At 70.4% G+C, this 17,017-nt stretch carries 18 protein-coding genes and 1 tRNA gene; 16 read left to right on the top strand and 3 right to left on the bottom strand.

Going from position 1 to position 17,017, the window contains the following annotated elements:
• The 3 genes from DW299_RS05045 to DW299_RS05035 form a co-directional block, all read left to right on the top strand.
• A partial coding sequence (locus DW299_RS05045; protein ID WP_342589048.1) for a hypothetical protein occupies positions 1-978 on the top strand: 978 nt, incomplete at its 5' end.
• Positions 978-1,358: a ribosome silencing factor gene (gene rsfS, locus DW299_RS05040; RefSeq protein ID WP_136035919.1), complete on the top strand. Its 381-nt coding sequence runs from the start codon at positions 978-980 to the stop codon at positions 1,356-1,358. The genes DW299_RS05045 and rsfS, both read left to right, overlap by 1 nt.
• 1 nt (position 1,359) lies before the next feature.
• The gene (locus tag DW299_RS05035; protein WP_136030677.1) at positions 1,360-2,049 is read left to right on the top strand and encodes an SDR family oxidoreductase; all 690 of its coding nucleotides are present in this window, start codon (positions 1,360-1,362) and stop codon (positions 2,047-2,049) included.
• Positions 2,050-2,059: 10 nt separating this feature from the next.
• On the opposite strand, the gene DW299_RS05030 is transcribed toward DW299_RS05035, so the two are convergent.
• Positions 2,060-3,727: a dipeptide ABC transporter ATP-binding protein gene (locus DW299_RS05030; RefSeq protein ID WP_205814328.1), complete on the bottom strand. Its 1,668-nt coding sequence runs from the start codon at positions 3,725-3,727 to the stop codon at positions 2,060-2,062.
• A gap of 156 nt (positions 3,728-3,883) precedes the next feature.
• Between DW299_RS05030 and DW299_RS05025 the strand changes: the two genes are divergently transcribed.
• The 8 genes from DW299_RS05025 (at position 3,884) to DW299_RS04990 (ending at position 12,113) form a co-directional block, all read left to right on the top strand.
• Complete coding sequence (locus DW299_RS05025; RefSeq protein WP_136030679.1) at positions 3,884-5,089, top strand: dipeptidase; 1,206 nt, start codon at positions 3,884-3,886, stop codon at positions 5,087-5,089.
• Positions 5,089-6,708 carry an ABC transporter substrate-binding protein gene (locus DW299_RS05020; RefSeq protein ID WP_136035918.1) on the top strand — a complete coding sequence of 540 codons (1,620 nt, stop codon included), beginning with the start codon at positions 5,089-5,091 and terminating at the stop codon, positions 6,706-6,708. Before DW299_RS05025 ends, DW299_RS05020 begins: the two co-directional genes overlap by 1 nt.
• Before the next feature lie 32 nt (positions 6,709-6,740).
• The gene (locus DW299_RS05015) at positions 6,741-7,703 is read left to right on the top strand and encodes an ABC transporter permease (RefSeq protein ID WP_136035917.1); all 963 of its coding nucleotides are present in this window, start codon (positions 6,741-6,743) and stop codon (positions 7,701-7,703) included.
• Positions 7,700-8,599, top strand: a complete 900-nt coding sequence (locus DW299_RS05010; RefSeq protein ID WP_136030686.1) for an ABC transporter permease — start codon at positions 7,700-7,702, stop codon at positions 8,597-8,599. The genes DW299_RS05015 and DW299_RS05010 overlap by 4 nt, the downstream gene beginning before the upstream one ends.
• Before the next feature lie 9 nt (positions 8,600-8,608).
• The gene (locus tag DW299_RS05005; protein ID WP_136035916.1) at positions 8,609-9,787 is read left to right on the top strand and encodes a M24 family metallopeptidase; all 1,179 of its coding nucleotides are present in this window, start codon (positions 8,609-8,611) and stop codon (positions 9,785-9,787) included.
• Positions 9,788-9,812: 25 nt separating this feature from the next.
• Positions 9,813-10,712 (top strand): alpha/beta fold hydrolase, encoded by a 900-nt coding sequence (locus tag DW299_RS05000; protein WP_136035915.1) that lies wholly within the window; start codon positions 9,813-9,815, stop codon positions 10,710-10,712.
• 23 nt (positions 10,713-10,735) lie between these two features.
• A complete protein-coding gene (locus DW299_RS04995; RefSeq protein ID WP_240744543.1) occupies positions 10,736-11,737 on the top strand; it encodes an Lrp/AsnC family transcriptional regulator in 1,002 nt (333 codons plus the stop codon).
• Between the two features lie 91 nt (positions 11,738-11,828).
• Positions 11,829-12,113, top strand: a complete 285-nt coding sequence (locus DW299_RS04990) for a hypothetical protein (protein ID WP_136030694.1) — start codon at positions 11,829-11,831, stop codon at positions 12,111-12,113.
• 64 nt (positions 12,114-12,177) lie between these two features.
• Here the strand turns inward: DW299_RS04990 and DW299_RS04985 are convergent, their stop codons facing one another.
• Together DW299_RS04985 and DW299_RS04980 are read right to left on the bottom strand one after the other, a co-directional pair.
• The gene (locus tag DW299_RS04985) at positions 12,178-12,363 is read right to left on the bottom strand and encodes a hypothetical protein (protein WP_136030696.1); all 186 of its coding nucleotides are present in this window, start codon (positions 12,361-12,363) and stop codon (positions 12,178-12,180) included.
• A gap of 144 nt (positions 12,364-12,507) precedes the next feature.
• Positions 12,508-12,583 (bottom strand) — tRNA-Ala (locus tag DW299_RS04980).
• Positions 12,584-12,717: 134 nt separating this feature from the next.
• Between DW299_RS04980 and DW299_RS04975 the strand changes: the two genes are divergently transcribed.
• From DW299_RS04975 to DW299_RS04955, 5 genes are all read left to right on the top strand, one after another.
• Positions 12,718-13,788 (top strand): NAD(P)-binding domain-containing protein, encoded by a 1,071-nt coding sequence (locus DW299_RS04975; protein WP_136035914.1) that lies wholly within the window; start codon positions 12,718-12,720, stop codon positions 13,786-13,788.
• A 48-nt stretch (positions 13,789-13,836) separates the two neighbouring features.
• On the top strand, positions 13,837-14,628 hold the full coding sequence (locus tag DW299_RS04970) for a hypothetical protein (RefSeq protein ID WP_136030700.1): 792 nt from the start codon (positions 13,837-13,839) through the stop codon (positions 14,626-14,628).
• The gene (locus DW299_RS04965; RefSeq protein WP_136035913.1) at positions 14,625-15,152 is read left to right on the top strand and encodes a DUF3592 domain-containing protein; all 528 of its coding nucleotides are present in this window, start codon (positions 14,625-14,627) and stop codon (positions 15,150-15,152) included. Before DW299_RS04970 ends, DW299_RS04965 begins: the two co-directional genes overlap by 4 nt.
• Before the next feature lie 28 nt (positions 15,153-15,180).
• Complete coding sequence (locus DW299_RS04960; RefSeq protein WP_136035912.1) at positions 15,181-15,837, top strand: SDR family oxidoreductase; 657 nt, start codon at positions 15,181-15,183, stop codon at positions 15,835-15,837.
• A gap of 19 nt (positions 15,838-15,856) precedes the next feature.
• Positions 15,857-17,017 (top strand): glycoside hydrolase family 3 N-terminal domain-containing protein (locus DW299_RS04955; protein WP_240745320.1); only part of this gene is annotated, 1,161 nt, incomplete at its 3' end.

Below are 17,017 nucleotides of genomic sequence, written 5' to 3'. Positions count from 1 at the left end.
GCGGCCCCGGTGGCCGACTCCGCGGTCGACCTCGGTGCCGCACCGCTCACCCGTCGCCAGGCGCGTGAGCAGGAGAAGATCAAGACCGCATCCGTGCCGGTCGTGGGAGGCGGCGCCGCCGAGGACGACCGCGACACCGCCCCCCGCGCAGAGGAGCCGGCAGACGACTCGTCGATCGTCTCGGGCATCCCCGACTTCTCCTCGCCATCGGCCCCGGCGGATGACGAGGTCGACGACGACGACGTCGACGACGAGGTGTCGATCGAGCCGGTGAGCGCCGCCGACGCCGTCGAGTCCGCCGGGAGCGTGCCGCTCGCCGAGCCGGCGGAACCGGAACCGGTCGACGTGGCCGAGCTGCTCGGCGTCCCCGACACCGCGGAGGCCGACGAGGTCGAGACCGGGTCGACGGACGAGCGTGACGACCTGCTCGCCGATCAGGACGACGACCGCGGCGAGGTCGCCGACGGCGAGCGTCCCACCGTGAGCCCCGCGTTCGGCGAGGGCGTGCTGGCCGCCGAGGATCCGGCGAAGCCCGCGTCGTTCCGGCCGTCCTTCGACGAGCTGCTCACGTCCAACGACTCGGGCGGCTCGCAGCGCTCGCCCAACGCGCTGATCTTCACGCCGTCGCCCGGGGAGGGGTCGCTGTCCGGGCCCGTCGCGTCGACGGGGGAGATCCTCATCACGGGTTCCTACGAGCTGCCGAAGGGTATCGGCTCGCAGGGCCACGCACACGGCACCGCCGACGGCAAGGATGTCGACGCCGTCCTCATCGACGGGGAGCTGCCTCCGGCGTCCTCGCCCACCCCCATCGCTGCCAGCTCGGCTGTCAGCACCATCAAGCCCGCCGGCGAGGTCATCCGTCCGCCCGCGCCCGAGAAGGGCAATCGGCTGATGCTGATCCTGGCGATCGTCGCCGGTGGCCTCGCTCTCGCGCTGGGTGTGGCACTGGTCGTCGCCTTCACCACGAATGTGTTCTGATGCAATCACCTGAAACCGCCGAAGAGATGCTGCGCATCGCCGCCGAAGCCGCCGTCGCGAAGGGCGGGGAAGACCTGGTGGCGCTCAACGTCTCCGAGCCTCTTCCGCTCGTCGACATCTTCCTGCTCGTCACGGGCAACAGCGAGCGCAACGTCGCCGCGATCGCCGACGAGATCGAGGACCGCCTGGTCGAGTCCGGCCACAAGCGCGTGCGCCGCGAGGGCCGCGCGGAGGCGCGGTGGGTGCTGCTCGACTTCGGCGACCTGATCGTGCACGTCTTCCATCCGGAGGAGCGCGTCTACTACGGGCTCGAGCGCCTGTGGAAGGACTGCCCCGTGATCCCGCTCGACGTCGTCGAGACCGCTGCAGACGCGGGCTGAGGTGGCCACCCATCTGGTGACCGGCGCCGGTTCCGGTATCGGCGCCGTCCTCGCCCGTCGCCTCCTCGAGCGCGGCGACCACGTGGTCGTGCTGGCGCGCGACGCGGGGAGGGCGCGGCAGATCTCCGACGAGCTCCCCGGTGCCACGGCGATCGTGGGCGACCTCGCGCAGCCGGGGCGGCTCTCGTGGGCGCTGTCGAAGCAGAGCCTGCCCGACCGTCTCGACGGTCTCGTGCACGCCGCCGGTGTCGTGGACCTCGGTGCCGTGGGCGAGCTCACACCCGCCCTGTGGGAGCAGCAGCTCGCCGTCAACCTGGTCGCGCCCGCGGAGCTGACGCGCCTGCTGCTGCCGGTGCTGCGGGTGTCGCGCGGGCACGTGGTGTTCGTCAACTCCGGGGCCGGGCTCCGGGCGAACCCGGAGTGGTCCGCCTATGCGGCATCGAAGCACGGCCTGCGGGCCCTCGCCGACGCGCTGCGTGCGGAGGAGGCGGAGCACGGCGTGCGCGTGACCTCGATCTACCCCGGCCGCACGGCCACGCCGATGCAGGAGCGGGTGCACCGACAGGAAGGGGCGGAGTACGACGCGTCGCGCTTCATCACCCCGGACGCGGTGGCGACCACGATCCTCACGGCGCTCGACCTTCCGCGTGACGCCCACCTCACCGACCTGACCGTCCGTCCCGCCGGCTGAGCCGCGGCGCTCAGGCCGACAGCCGCGTGCGTCGCTGGAGCATGCCCCGCTCGGCGCGCGTCTGCGGCGGGATGGCCGACAGCAGCGCCTGCGTGTACGGGTGCGCGGGGTGCCGGTAGACCTCCTCCGTGTCGCCGACCTCGACCATGTCGCCGAGGTACATCACGGCGACGCGGTCGGCGATGTGCCGCACGAGGGACAGGTCGTGCGCGATGAACACGATCGACATGCCCAGACGCTCGCGCAGCTCGCACAGCAGGTCGATGATCTGCGCGCGGATGGAGACGTCGAGCGCCGACACCGGCTCGTCGCACACCAGGACATCGGGGTCGAGCGCGAGGGCACGGGCGATGCCGATCCGCTGTCGCTGTCCGCCGGAGAACTGGTGCGGGAAGCGCGAGGCCATGTCGGGGTCGAGGCCGACCAGTTTGAGCAGCTCGGAGACCCGCTCGCGCCGCGATGCCGGGGTGCCGGTGCGGGTGGCGGCGAGCGGCTCGGCGATGATCTGCTGCACGGTCATGCGCGGGTTCAGCGACATGTACGGGTCTTGGAACACCATCTGCACGCCGCGGCGCAGCACCTTGCGGTCGCGCAGCCGACCCCGCGTCACGTCCTGGTCCCGGTAGCGCAGTGTGCCGGCGTCGGGGGAGTCGAGGCCGACGAGCATGCGCGCCAGGGTGGACTTGCCGCTGCCGGACTCGCCGACGATCGCGAGGATCTCGCCGCTGCGCAGGGAGAGGTCGACGCCGCCGACGGCCGTGACGCGGTGTGCGCGTCGTCCGCTCCCGGAGCGGAACGTGCGCTCGAGTCCTCGTCCCTCCAGGATCGGCGCGGAGCCGTCGTCGTCCGCCGCGGCGCTCACGTCCTGGGGCATCGAGTCGAGCAGCTGCAGCGTGTACGGATGCTGGGGTGCGGTGAGCACGTCGTCCGCCGGACCGGACTCCACGATGCGCCCGGTGCGCATCACGGCGACCCGGTCGGCGACCTCCATCACGACGCCGAGGTCGTGGGTGATCAGGAGGACGCCCATGCCGAGGCGGTCGCGCAGCGACAGCAGCAGGTCGAGGATCTGCGCCTGCACCGTGACGTCGAGGGCGGTGGTCGGCTCGTCGGCGATGATCAGGTCGGGGTCGAGCGCGATGGCCATCGCGATCAGGATGCGCTGCCGCTGTCCGCCGGAGAACTGGTGCGGGTAGTCCCGGACACGCTTCTCCGGGCTGGGGATGCCGACCAGGGTGAGCAGTTCGACGGCGCGCGCCTCGGCTTCGCGACGACCGACGGGCGTGTGCGCGCGGATCAGGTCGATGATCTGGTCGCCGATGCTCAGCACGGGGTTGAGTGCGGAGAGAGCGTCCTGCATCACGAGGCTCACCCGGACGCCGCGCAGGCGCCGATGCTGCTCCGGCGTGACGGTGAGCAGGTCGGTGTCGCCGAGGGAGAGGGTCGCGGCCTCCACGGTGCCGTTGTCGATGAGGCCCATGATCGCGCGCGCCGTCATCGACTTGCCGGAGCCGGACTCGCCGAGCAGCGCGAACACCTCGCCGCGGTGCACGGTGAGGTCGATGCCGTCGACCACGCGCTGGGGTCCGCGCGAGCCGTCGAGGGTCACGGTGAGGCCGCGGACGTCGAGGACGACGGTGTTCTCGGGGACGGATGTGTTCTCCATGGATGACATCATGCCAGCATCCTGGCGCTGAATTGTTTCGAACAGGAAACATCTCGGCCGAAAATCATCACAACAGTTGACTTTCGCGCCGGAATCGTCGAGATTCGAGGAAATCTCCCGCTCGACGAACGGGAGGCCACCCCCGTATCGACCCGAAGGAGCGCATCCGTGCTCGAACAAGCAGACCGCTACACCGGCTACACCGCGTACGACTACCTGGAAGCCGGCAAGGACTACCGCGAGTTCCGCTACGCCAAGCAGATCGGCCGTGTGCCGGCGTACGACCTCGGCCTCAGCGACGCGCAGAAGGAGCGCACCGAGCGCCTCCTCCGCGAAGAGACCGTGATCTCGCTGCACGAGCACGTGCAGGTCTTCCCCGAAGACATGGGGGAGCTGCGCGACCACATCCGCCAGGGCCGCGAACCCACCGGCTACCAGGGCCTCGCCCGCTCCGGTCTGACCGCGGTGTTCGACAACGGCATGGACGGCACCTGCTGCATCTCCAGCGACGCCGGGTGGAAGTACCAGGACGTGCTGTTCGACCTCGGCGTGCGCATGGCCGACCTCGCGCACCAGGACTTCGTGATCAAGGCCGAGTCGATCAAGGACATCCGGTACGCCGCGGAGACCGGCCGCGTCGCGCACATCTTCGCGCTCGAGGCCGCGACCATGATCGAGAACGAGGTCGACCGGCTCGATGTGCTGTACGGCTTCGGCGTTCGCCAGATGGGCATCGCTTACTCCGAGGCGAACATGCTCGGCGGCGGCCTCAAGGAGCGCGGCGACGGCGGACTCACCTACTTCGGCGAGCGCGCCGTGGAGCGGATGAACAAGCTCGGCATCGCGATCGACATCTCGCACTCGGGCGACCAGACGTGCCTCGACGTGATCGCCCACTCCACCAAGCCGGTCTTCATCACCCACGCGGGCGCCCGCGGACTGTGGCCGACGAACCGCATGAAGACGGACGAGACGATCATCGAGTGCGCCAAGCGCGGCGGGGTCATCGGCATCGAGGCCGCACCGCACACCACCATCTCGCCCCAGCACCCGAAGCACTCGCTGGAGTCGGTCATGGACCACTTCCAGTACTGCGTCGACCTGGTCGGCCTGGAGCACGTGAGCTTCGGACCCGACACGCTGTTCGGCGACCACGTGGGCCTGCACGACGCGTTCTCCTCGAACCTGTCGCTGGGTCAGGCGCACGCCAACGTCGACTACGAGAAGCAGCCGTACGTCGACGGCATCGAGAACCCCGCCGAGGCCTTCTACAACATCATCGGCTGGCTCGTGAAGCACGACTACTCCGACGACGAGATCCGCGCGGTCGTCGGCGGCAACACCATGCGCGTCCTCGAGGAGGTCTGGGTCTGATGAAGCACAACACGTTCCTCGCACTCGGTGCGGCCGCGGTCCTCGCCGTCGGCCTCGCCGCGTGCGCCCCCACGGCACCCGAGCCGGGGGAGTCGTCCGCCGCGACCGGGCCGAGCGATGAGACGCTCAGCATCGGTACGACGACCGACGTCGTGAACTTCAACCCCGTGCTCGGCAACAGCCGCACGGACTCGTGGGTCACCAACCTGATGTACCCGCACCTGCTGAGCATCAGCGACGACGGGACCAAGGAGGCGCACGTCGCCACCGAGTGGGGCTACGTCGACGACACCACCGGGTTCTACGAGATCCGCGACGACCTGACCTGGAGCGACGGCGAGCCGCTCACGGCGGAGGACGTCGCGTGGACGCTGAACGCGGTCAAGCGCGACCAGGCGCCCGGCACGTTCTACGGACAGCTGGGCAACCTCGACACCGCGACCGCGGTGAGCGACACCCGGGTCGAGCTGACGCTCACGCAGCCCGACTCGTCGATCATCGACGAGATCGGCTTCTGGGGTGTCGTCGTGCCGCAGCACGTGTTCGAGCCGAAGGGATCGATCGCGGAGTTCGCGAACGACGGCAGCGAAGGCGGCTGGGTGGGCATGGGCCCGTTCATCATGACCGACTTCCAGGTCGGCCAGCACTACACGCTCGAGCGCGTGGAGGACTACCCGCTGGTCGACGGCGGCGTCCCCGGACCCGCCGAGGTCGTGTACCGCGTGTACCCCGACGTGAACACCGAGATCCTCGCGCTGCAGAGCGGCGAGATCGACGTGATCGCCAATGCCCTCCCGCCCGCGCAGGTCGAGCAGCTGAAGGGCACCGACGGGCTGCAGGTGATCGAGGCCGCCGGTCTCGGCTACGCGCACCTCGTCTACAACATGGAGAAGCCCGACCTCGCGAAGACCGAGGTGCGCCAGGCGCTCGCCCACGCGGTGGACTACGAGGCCATCCGCACGGTCGTCCTGCAGGGGCAGGCCGTCTCCACGGGATCCAGCGCCCTGATGCCGGTGCTCGCGAAGTACTACGACGACTCCGTCACCGAGTACAAGTTCGACCCGGAGAAGTCGCGCGAGCTCATGGAAGACGCCGGGTACACGGCGAACGCCGACGGCATGTTCCCCGTCTCGTTCCGCCTGATCTACTCGCTGCAGGACAGCGTGACCAGCCAGTGGGCGCAGATGGTGAAGGACAGCGCGGCCGAGGCCGGCATCACGATCGAGCTGCAGGGCACGGAGCGCAACACCTACCTCTCCATGACCAACGAGGGCGACTACGACATCTACGCCGGCAACTTCGCCATCATGGACGACCCGGTGACGAACTTCGCCCTGTCGTACCTGCCCGGCGGCGCGATCAACTACACCCACGTCGACGACCCCGAGCTGAACGCGCTGATCGAGGAGGGCATGGTCACGTTCGACGAGGACGACAAGATCGAGATCATGCGCAAGGCGAACAAGATCGTGCACGAGCAGGTCTACGACAACATCATGTACACGCAGAACCTGTTCTTCGCCGCGAGCGACGAATGGTCCGGCTTCATCTCCAAGCCGAGCGAACTGCTGTCGATCGTGAACCCGCTCTCGCTCGCGAGCGCGCACCCGGTCGAGTAAGAAAACCCCCACTCTCGAGGAAGGTCGCCCGGGTGTCCCGAGCATCGTTCATTCTCCGTCGCGCAGGTCGAGGTCTGCTCACGATCTGGTTCGCCGTGACCGTGACGTTCCTGCTCCTGCGTCTGCTGCCCGGCGATCCGGCCCTTGCGCTGGCGAGTCCGAACATGACGGAGGACATCCGGGCGACCATCCTCGAGCAGTACGGCCTCGATCAGCCGCTGATCGTGCAGTACGGCCTGTACATGTGGCAGCTGCTGCAGGGCAACCTCGGCATCTCCTTCACGCAGTCCATCCCGGTGACCGACGTGCTGCTGCAGCGGCTGCCGTGGACGCTGCTGCTGACCATCACCGCGCTCGTCCTCACGATCCTGATCGGGGTGCCGCTCGGCGTCGCGGCCGCCTCGCACCGGGGTCGCTTCATCGACAGGGCCGTGCAGGTGCTCGGCGTGACCGGGCAGTCGCTGTTCGTGCCGAGCGTCGCGATCCTGCTGCTGTTCGTGTTCGGGCTCAACCTCGGCTGGTTCCCCATCGGCGGCGCCTACACCAACAACACCTACGGCTTCGAGTGGTACCTCAGCGTCGCGCAGCACCTCGTGCTCCCGGCGGTGTCGCTCATGCTCATCCAGGTCGGCTCCTACGTGCTGACCATGCGCTCCACCCTCATCGAGACGCTCGGCGAGGACTACATCCTGCTCGCGAAGGCGAACGGCCTCCGCGGCCGCCGCATCCTGTGGAAGCACGCGCTGCGCAACGCGCTGCTGCCGACCACGACGCTGATCGGGCTCCAGCTCGGGTTCCTCGTCGGCGGGGCGGTGCTCACCGAGACCGTGTTCGCCTACCCGGGCATCGGCCGCGGCATCTACGAGGCCGTCACGCAGCTCGACTTCCCGGTGCTGCAGGGCGCATTCCTCATGCTCGCCATCACCGTGGTCGTGGCCAACACGGTCACCGACATCATCTACGGCTACCTGGACCCGAGAGTGAAGACCGCATGACCGCTCCGCTGCCCTCCACCGAGAACCTCGTCCCCAGCGAACCGACCGCGGCCGGCAGCGAGCGGGCCAGCGCGCACACCTGGCGCGCCTTCCGCCGCGACCCGCTCGGCATGATCTCGCTCGGCCTGCTGATCCTGCTCGTGATCGTCGCCCTCGCGGCGCCCCTGATCGCCCCGTACCCGGCGAGCTACGGGCCCGACGTGCTGCGCCCGCCGAGCGGGGACCACTGGTTCGGCACCGACGCGCTCGGCCGCGACGTGTTCTCCGAGGTCATCTGGGGCACGCAGCAGAGCGTGCTGGTCGCCGTCGCCGCCTCGGTGATCGCGATCGTCTTCGGCACGATCATCGCGGTGATCGGGGCCTACTTCCGCAAGCTCGACAGCATCATCAGCGTGATCGTCGACATGACCCTGTCGCTGCCCGTGCTGCCGCTGATGATCCTGATCGCGGCGCTCGTGGGGCCGAGCACCTCGACGATCATCTTCGTGGTCGCGGCGTTCTCGTGGCCCGAGGTCACCCGACTCGTGCGCTCCCAGGCGCTCACGGTCGTCGGGCTGCCGTATGTCGACGCGTCCCGGCTGATGACGACCTCTCCGCTGTGGATCATCACGCGGCACGTGCTGCCCGCGGTGACCCCGGTGGTCGTGGTCTCGGTCGTAGTGACCGCGTCGCGGGCGGTGCTGTCGGCCGCGGGGCTGGCGTTCCTCGGACTGGGCGACCCGACCACGTGGTCGTGGGGCCGCATCCTGTACGAGGCACAGCAGGCGGGCGCCATGGTGAGCGCGTGGTGGCTGACGCTGTTCCCCTCCATCGCGATCCTGATCCTGGTGCTGTCGGCCACCCTCCTGTCCATCGCCTACAACGACGCGCGCAACCCGCGCCACCTGTCCCGCTAGGAGCACCGCATGACCGTCTTCGATCAGCGCCTCGCGCCGGAGTTCTTCGACACCGTGCAGCAGCGTGTCCGCGAGCGGATGGGGGAGGAGGGCTTCGACGCCTTCCTGACCGACCACCCCGAGGACATCGCGTACCTCACCGGCTTCTTCCACCACCCGTCCGAGCGGCCGGTCGCGATCTGGGTCGAGGCGGGAGGGCGTGTCGTGATGCTGCTGCCCGAGCTGGAACGCGAGTACGCGCAGTCGCAGTCCGCGCGCGCCGAGCTGGTCGCGTTCTTCGAGTTCCCGGGGGTCGTCCCGCCGTTCCAGGTGCTCGCCGACGCGGTGTCGCCGCGCGGCAGGGTCGGTTTCGCGACCACGATGCCGTATCAGCGCCTGGCCGCCGCCCGCGCCGCGATGCCGCACGCCGAGCTCGTGCCGTCCGACCTGCTCACCCGCACCCGATACGTGAAGTTCCCGGAGGAGGTGGTGCTGCACCGCGAAGCGGCCCGCATCACCGACCTGATGCTGGAGGCCGGGGTCGCACTGGTGCGCGAGGCCGTCGCGGCGGGCGGAGAGCTGCCCACCGAGGCCGAGCTGGAGCGGCACGTGACCTCCGCCGGCACCCGTGTCATGTATGCCGAGCACCGCAACGTGGTCGTGGCCTCGCTGCTCGCGGGCGGTCTGGTGTACTCCGGCGCGAACTCCGCGTTCCCGCACGGGCTGCCGTCGGTCAACCGGCTCCGGGCGGGGGACACCTTCATGCTCTCGCTCGGCTGCGCCGTGGGCGGCCGCTTCATCGAGGGCGAGCGCACGTTCGTGCTCGGGGAGCCTACGGCCGAGCAGCGCCGCTACCACGACACGATCCGCGACGCCCAGCGCGTGGGCCGCGAGACCATCCGCGCGGGCCTGGAGTGCCGCGAGGCGAACCGGGTGTGCCTCGACGTGATCCGTGACGCCGGGCTGGGCGAGTTCATCCGGCACCGCCAGGGGCACGGCATCGGTCTGGGCATGCACGAGGCGCCGTGGCTGGAGGACGGCGACGCCACGCTCCTGGAGGCGGGCATGGTCGTCTCCAACGAGCCGGGCATCTACGTGCCGGGTCACGCCGGGTACCGCATCAGCGACAGCATGCTCGTGACCGCCGACGGCGCCGAACCCCTGACCACCTATCCGCGCAGCCTCGACGAGTGCACCATCGCGCTCTGAACGCCTGTTGAAGAAAGAGGACGACATGACATCCACCCCCGACGTCTCCCCGGAGTTCGCCGCTGCCACGAGCGACCACCAGTGGGTCGAGATCAACGGCAACCACCTGGCCGTCGAGGTGCTCGGCCCGGAGAACGCGCCCGTCATCATCACCCACCACGGCGCCCCGGGGCTGGGGTCGCGTGCCGAGCCGCGCGCGAGCTTCGGCCGGCTTGCCGACGAGTACCGGGTGGTCGTGTTCGACGCCAGGGGCAGCGGCCAGAGCGAGGGGAACGGCACCTACAGCCACGAGCAGTGGGCGGCCGACATCGACGGTCTGCGCGAGTGGATCGGCGCGGAGAAGATCGTCATGGCCGGCGGCTCCTACGGCGGCTTCATGACCATGGAGTACGCGCTGCGCTACCCCGACCGCGTGGCCGCGCTCGTGCTGCGCGACACCTCCCCGGACAACTCCAACGCGCACCTGGCGCGCGAGAACGCCCTCGCCTCCGACCGGGTCGACATCGACATGGAGAAGTTCGACCGCATCGACCTCGGGCAGGTGCGCGACGACGAGGACCTCAAGGACTGCTGGCGGGAGATCCTGCCCCTGTACGACTTCGTCTACGACCCCGAGGCGGTCGAGCGGAAGGTGCAGGCGACGCCCTACCGCTACCGGGCGCACAACTACGCCTTCTCCGTGAACCTGCCGGACTACGACCTGAAGCCGCGGCTGCCCGAGATCGCGGTCCCGACACTCATCACCGTGGGCCGGACCGACTGGATCACGCCAGTATCGTGTAGCCAGACGATCGCCGATCTCATCCCGGACTCCGAGATGGTGGTGTTCGAGAAGTCGGGGCACTCCCCGCAGATCGAGGAGGCAGAGGCGTGGACGGAAGCGGTGCGCACGTTCCTGCACCGGGTGTACCCGCCGACCCGATGACGAGCGTTCCACTGACGAGAGAAGTGAGCGATCTCGACCGGAGGATCGTCGTCGCACTTCAGCAGGACGGACGCGCGAGCTGGACGTCGATCGCCGAGTTCGCCGGCGCGTCCGTCTCGACGGTCACCCGGCGCGGGCAGCAGCTGCTCGCCGAGGGTGTGGTGAGCGTGGGCATCGTGCCGACCCTGGGCAGCGAGGGGCACGTGGAGACGTTCTTCGTGCGCATCAACTGCACCCCCGGGTCGCAGCTGAGCGTCGCGCAGGCGCTGATCGGCTCCCCGTACGTGCGGTTCGTGACCCTGGTGACCGGCAAGTTCGACGTGTTCGCGGAGGTCGTCATCCCGGGGGACTCGGCGACCTACGCGCACGTGCTCACGGATCTGCAGGCCATCCCCGGCGTGGAGCGCTGGCGCAGCGACCTCGTCGTGCACACGTACAAGGTGAGCTTCGACTGGGGGCGTCAGCTGTACGACTCGCACGCCGAGGCCGCCAGCGACCCGAAGTCGTACATGCCGGCACCGAACACGTGCGACCCGACGCACTTCGACGACGCCGACCGGGCGATCGTCGCGGAACTGCGCTACAACGGACGGGCGTCGTTCCAGTCGATCGCCGATGCGCTCGACATGAACGAGAGCAGCGTGCGGCGCCGGTACGAGCGGATGCGCAGCGCCGGCTGCCTCACGACCGTGACGATGGTGCCCGCGTCGGCGCTGGGCATGAGCGCGGAGACGCTGCTGATGCTGCGGGTCGAGCCGTCGCGCATCGCCTCGGTGGCACAGACGCTCGCGCAGCACGTGTCCGTGCGGTTCCTCGCGGCGGCGCTGGAAGAGAACTCGCTGTACTGCGAGATCATCCTGCCGAGCACCGAGACCCTGCACGACTTCCTCACCGGGACGATCGCGCACCTCAAGGGCGTGCGCGGATGGAACGCCGCGATGGAGCTCGTGTTCATGAAGCGCGGGTTCATCGAGACTCCGTGGTGGCGGGCGCAGGTGGCCTCCGCGGGCGGGCTCGACACCTAGTCCTGCACTTCGCCGGTCAGGTGTCAAGGGCCTACCCTTCCGTGCCCGCAGGGCGCACCCTCCTTATAAGAGAGTCCTGGAGGGCCCCCAGATGTCCGACATCCCCGATCCCCGTTTCGTGCTCCACCGCATCACACCGTCCGAGTGGGTGATCAACGACCTGCGCTATCCCCAGAACGACCCGCGCCACGTCGTCGCCTGCGTCTACGAGCTCGCCGACACCGAGGTCGAGGTGACGTGGCTGCGCGACCTTCCGCTCGCGATCCGCTACGGCACCGCGTTCGAGGTTCTCGAAGAGGTCGAGCGGATGCAGGGGGCGAGCCGGGCCACGCGCCCGATCGCGATCCCGCACCGCCCCCCGCTGCTGGCGACGTGAGCGACGCAGCGCGGAGAGAAGGGCACCACCTCGGTCGAGGCGGTGCCCTTCTCTCGTCCGGCGGTCAGGCGTCGTCGCCGTCGACGTCCGCCGTCGTGGCGGCGCGGTCGGCCTCGGCGCTGTCGATCTGTGCGTCGTCGGCGTCCTCGTCGAGCACGCGTTCGCCGTCGACCTCGCGCGTGGGCACGTCTTCCGCGTCACCCTCGGCGAACGGCGGGACGGGCGGGATCGGGGGAGTCGGGTTGGACATGGGGCATCCTTTCGTCGGCGGATGCGACCTGTCTACGTCGACGCGGGGGGCTTCGCGAGACGGTTGACGCTCGCGCGCTGCGGCGCTAGCCCCGTGCGACCGTGCCGGAAACGAAGAAATCCCGCGATCTCTCGCGGGATTCTCTGGTGGACCTGAGGGGACTCGAACCCCTGACCCCCTGCATGCCATGCAGGTGCGCTACCAGCTGCGCCACAGGCCCAGAAGCCGCTCCTCATCTGCCGGAGCAACTCGAACAGCGTACTACACGAAGCGACACCGGCACCAATCGGGGCGGGCAGCCCGGGCGCGTCGCCGGGGTGGAACAACCGCGGCTCTCCGGGCGTTCCTGACAGCGTGAGCATTCTCGACAGCCTGGTGATCGGTGCAGGGCAGGCCGGCCTCTCGGCGTCGTACCACCTGACCAGGCTCGGGATCCCGCACGTGGTGCTCGACGCCGACGAGCGGCCGGGCGGCGCCTGGCAGCACCGCTGGGACGCGCTGACCATGAGCGACGTGCACGGCGTCGCCGAGCTGCCGGGCGACACCCCGCCCGCGCGCGACCGACGTCGAGCCAACCAGGCGGTGCCGGAATACTTCGCGGCCTACGAGCGCGCGCACGACCTCCCCGTTCTGCGCCCCGTGCACGTGCGTCGCGTGGACGACCACGACGGGCTGCTCGTGGTGCAGGCACCGGAGGGGGAGTGGACGACCCGTACGCTCGTGAACGCGACCGGCACCTGGACCCACCCGTTCGTGCCGCACGTGCCCGGCATGGAGACCTTCCTCGGCGAGCAGCTGCACACGGTCGACTACCCGGGACCGGAGCACTTCCGAGGCCGCCGAGTGCTCGTCGTGGGCGCGGGCGCGTCCGCGGTGCAGTTCCTCGGCGCCCTCGCCCCGATCACCGAGACGCTGTGGGTCACGCGGCGACCGCCCGTCTGGCGCAGCGACGACTTCACCCCCGAGGCAGGGGCCGCGGCGGTCGCGCTCGTCGAGCAGCGCGTCGCGGCCGGGCTCCCACCGCGGAGCGTCGTCAGTGTGACCGGGCTGATGCTGCGTCCGCAGGAGCGCGAGGCCGAGCGGCTCGGCGCCTATGCGGACCCTCGGCCGCTGTTCGCACGCATCGAGCCCGACGGGGTGCGCTGGGCCGACGGGTCGTTCGAACGGGTCGACATGATCCTCTGGGCCACCGGATTCCGGCCGGCGATCGGGCACCTGGCGCCGCTGCACCTCCGCAGCGCCGCGGGCGGCATCCAGCTCGACCGCCACGGCCGCGGTACGACCGCGGTCGCCGATCCGCGCGTGCAGCTCGTGGGGTACGGGCCCTCGGCCAGCACGATCGGCGCGAACCGTGCGGGGCGCTCGGCCGCGAAGGGCGTGCAGCGGGCGCTGGCCGCCGCCGCCGTTCCCGTCTCGACCGGCTGAGGGCGCGTCAGCCGGAGTGCGGCCGGGCTTCTCGATACGCTGAAGACCATGCTGCGCATCATCCTCACGGTCGTCTGGCTCCTGCTCACGGCCTGGCTGGCGATCTGGGTGGGCGAGGGACTGTTCGGCGTCGATCAGCGCCACTCGATCCTCCCGTTCGCGGGCGATGACACCCTGGGCGGCCCGATCCTGATCGGCGTCGCCTGGGGGCTGCTCCTCACGTTCGGCGGCACGATGACGGGGTTCGGCCGCCGCACGAAGCTCCGCGGCGAGACCCGGATCGGCGTCGGCACGATCGTCGAGCTCTCCCGCACGGGCGTCACGATCAACGACGTGCCGCAGTACGACCTGTTCCTGCGCGTGAGCCCCGCTGAGGGCGACGACTTCATCGGACAGCTGCGGATGCTCATCGACCCCTCCGACTCCGCGGGACTCCAGGTCGGGCAGCCCGTGCCGGTGCGGTACAGCACGACCGACCACGACACGGTGCAGCTCGCCGACCTCAGCGACCCGACCGTGCGAGAGGCGATGCTGCAGTGGCGCATCGACCGCGGGCTCATCGACCCCGCCCAGGTGCGAGCCAGGACCACGGGCACCGCGGTGCCCGCGTCGGTGCTCGAGGTGCGCCCGACCGGACGCCGCAGGGAGGGGCAGAGCGAGCTCGCGCTGAAGGTGCTGGTGGCACCGGAGGGGGCGGCGACCTGGGAGGCCGACACCACGGTGTTCGTGTATCCCCAGGCGGTGTCGCGGCTGCAGGTGGGCGCGCCGATCTGGGCGTACTACCGGCGGGAGGATCCGCACACGGTGGCGGTCACGATCGAGAAAGAGGCGACGCGATGAACCCGCTCGACACCCTCATGTGGCTCGTCAACTTCCCCGCGTCGCACGGCTACGCCATGGTGTTCATCGCCGGCTTCTCGATCCTCGGGCTCTTCGCCGTGTCGGCCAGAGGAGCCACACCGGGTGGGTCGCTGCGGGCCATCCGCGAGCGGGAGGGGCTGCTGCCGCTCGACACCCGCCCGCGGGCCGGGATCGGCGGGACGATCGTGCGGATCGTGTTCCGGGTGCTCGCCTTCGTGATGCTCGGGTCGCTCGTGATCGGCATCCTGAGCCTGACCGGCGTGCCCGTCACGCGCGCGTACATCTACGACAACGGGCGACCAACGACCGCCACGATCGACGGGGACTGGGTCACGTTCACCACCGCGGAGGGCGTGGAGTACACGCTGGAGAGCAACTTCTTCACCCCGGCGGTCTACCCCGACCGCGACGCGTACCTGCCGAGCGGCGCCGCGGTCGTGGTGCGCTACCTGCCCGACCACCCGCAGGCGTTCGTGATCGACAGCGCGCAGACCCCGCGCTGACGTCGGAGCCGGCGCGTAGGGTGGAAGCATGTCGCGCGTCCTCGTCTTCGGCGGCCATGGCCGCATCGCCCTCCTGCTCGCCCCGCTGCTCGTCGCCCGCGGCGACGAGGTCACCAGCGTGATCCGCAATCCCGACCACGTCGCCGACGTGGAGGCCACGGGGGCCACCGCCCTGGTGGCCGATATCGAACAGCTCGACGTCGACGCCCTCGCCGAGATCATCCGCGGGCACGACGCCGTGGTGTGGTCGGCCGGCGCGGGCGGCGGTGACCCGAAGCGCACCTACGCTGTCGATCGCGACGCGGCGGAGCGGTCGATGGACGCCGCCGAGCGTGCCGGCGTCGAGCGCTACGTCCTGGTGTCCTGGATCGGCTCCACCGCGGAGCACGGGATCCCGCAGGACGACCCGTTCTTCGCGTACGCCGACGCGAAGTGGGCCGCCGACGAGCACCTCCGCGGCTCGAACCTCGCCGGGACGATCCTCGGACCGGGCGGTCTCACGTTCGACGAGCCGACCGGACGCATCCAGATCGACCCCGAAGGCCGGGGAGAGGTCTCGCGCGCCGACGTCGCGGCCGTCATCGTCGAGGCACTGCAGAATCCGGCGACCGTCGGCCGCACGATCCGCTTCGGCAACGGCGACGCGGACTCCTCGCTCCCGATCGCCGAGGCCCTCGCGGGCTGACCGTGACGGAGGCCCCGACGTGCCCCTGAGGCCCGCGCGACGGCGCACGGTCGGTGTGCTCGCCGCGCTGGCGCTCGCCCTCTGTACGCTGCCCGCCGCCGCGCCGCCGCTGCCCGCTGCGACATCGACCGCAGCGACCTCGACCGCCCCTCCCGCGCCTGCCGCTGCCGCGACCACCGCGGGTGAGACTCCCGCGCCCACCGACGATGCCGGGAGCGCCGACGCCACGGTGGACACCGCCGACACCGCGTATCTCCGCGAACGCGCCGCCGCCGCGGTCGCCGACCTGCCCGTGGCGCAGCAGGCGGCCTCCATCGTGATGGGACACATCGGCGGCACCGACCCGGCCGCGCTGGCCGCCTACATGCAGGCCGGGTTCGGCGGGTTCATCCTGATGGGGGCGAACATCCCCGGCACCGACGCCGAGCTGCACGCGCTCACGGATGCTCTCGCGGTGGACCCGACGCTGCCTCCGCTGATCGCGGTGGACCAGGAGGGCGGCCTGGTCTCCCGGCTCGACGGGGACGTGTTCCCCGCCTCGACCACCCTCAAGGACCGCCCGGTCGCCGACACGTCGGCCGCGTTCGCCGCCCGCGGTGCACTGGTGGCCCGTGCGGGCATCACGGTGAACTTCGGCACGGTCGCAGACGTCACCGCCGACAGCGGCTCGTTCATCTTCGGGCGGGCCGTCGGCACCGACCCGTCCGGGGCGGCCGAGCGCGTCGCGGCGGCCACCTCGGCGCAGCAGCCGTTCGTCGCCTCCGCACTCAAGCACTTCCCCGGCCACGGTGCGGCTCCGGGCGACTCGCACCACGCGATCCCGACCACCGGACGGAGCCTGGAGGAGTGGAAGACGACGGACGCGGTGCCCTTCGCCGCGGGCATCGACGCGGGAGCCTCCCTGCTCATGTACGGGCATCTCGCCTACACCGCCGTCGACCCGCTGCCCGCCTCCCTGTCCGCGACGTGGCACACGCTCGCCCGTGACGAGCTCGGCTTCGACGGTGTCTCGGTGACGGACGACCTCGGGATGCTGCTGTCGTCGGGCGACCCCGCCTACGCCGATCCGGTGGCGAACGGGGTGGCGGCGGTCGCGGCGGGCAACGACCTGGTGCTCATGGTCGCCGGCTCCGACGCGCAGACCGCCGGACGCATGGCCGCGGGCATCGCGGCGGCGGTC

This window comes from Microbacterium sp. K35, assembly GCF_004794375.1.
Taxonomy (GTDB): domain Bacteria; phylum Actinomycetota; class Actinomycetes; order Actinomycetales; family Microbacteriaceae; genus Microbacterium; species Microbacterium sufflavum.
The sequence above is the reverse complement of the archived record's forward strand: the minus strand, read 5'-3'. Positions and strand labels throughout refer to the sequence as shown.

Bases quoted from the DNA above. Each gene is read 5' to 3' on its own strand.
- rsfS (WP_136035919.1), top strand. From the start codon at position 978: ATGCAATCACCTGAAACCGCCGAAGAGATGCTGCGCATCGCCGCCGAA.
- DW299_RS05030 (WP_205814328.1), bottom strand. From the start codon at position 3,727: ATGATGTCATCCATGGAGAACACATCCGTCCCCGAGAACACCGTCGTC.
- DW299_RS05020 (WP_136035918.1), top strand. From the start codon at position 5,089: ATGAAGCACAACACGTTCCTCGCACTCGGTGCGGCCGCGGTCCTCGCC.
- DW299_RS05010 (WP_136030686.1), top strand. From the start codon at position 7,700: ATGACCGCTCCGCTGCCCTCCACCGAGAACCTCGTCCCCAGCGAACCG.
- DW299_RS05005 (WP_136035916.1), top strand. From the start codon at position 8,609: ATGACCGTCTTCGATCAGCGCCTCGCGCCGGAGTTCTTCGACACCGTG.
- DW299_RS05000 (WP_136035915.1), top strand. From the start codon at position 9,813: ATGACATCCACCCCCGACGTCTCCCCGGAGTTCGCCGCTGCCACGAGC.
- DW299_RS04990 (WP_136030694.1), top strand. From the start codon at position 11,829: ATGTCCGACATCCCCGATCCCCGTTTCGTGCTCCACCGCATCACACCG.
- DW299_RS04985 (WP_136030696.1), bottom strand. From the start codon at position 12,363: ATGTCCAACCCGACTCCCCCGATCCCGCCCGTCCCGCCGTTCGCCGAG.
- DW299_RS04970 (WP_136030700.1), top strand. From the start codon at position 13,837: ATGCTGCGCATCATCCTCACGGTCGTCTGGCTCCTGCTCACGGCCTGG.
- DW299_RS04965 (WP_136035913.1), top strand. From the start codon at position 14,625: ATGAACCCGCTCGACACCCTCATGTGGCTCGTCAACTTCCCCGCGTCG.
- DW299_RS04960 (WP_136035912.1), top strand. From the start codon at position 15,181: ATGTCGCGCGTCCTCGTCTTCGGCGGCCATGGCCGCATCGCCCTCCTG.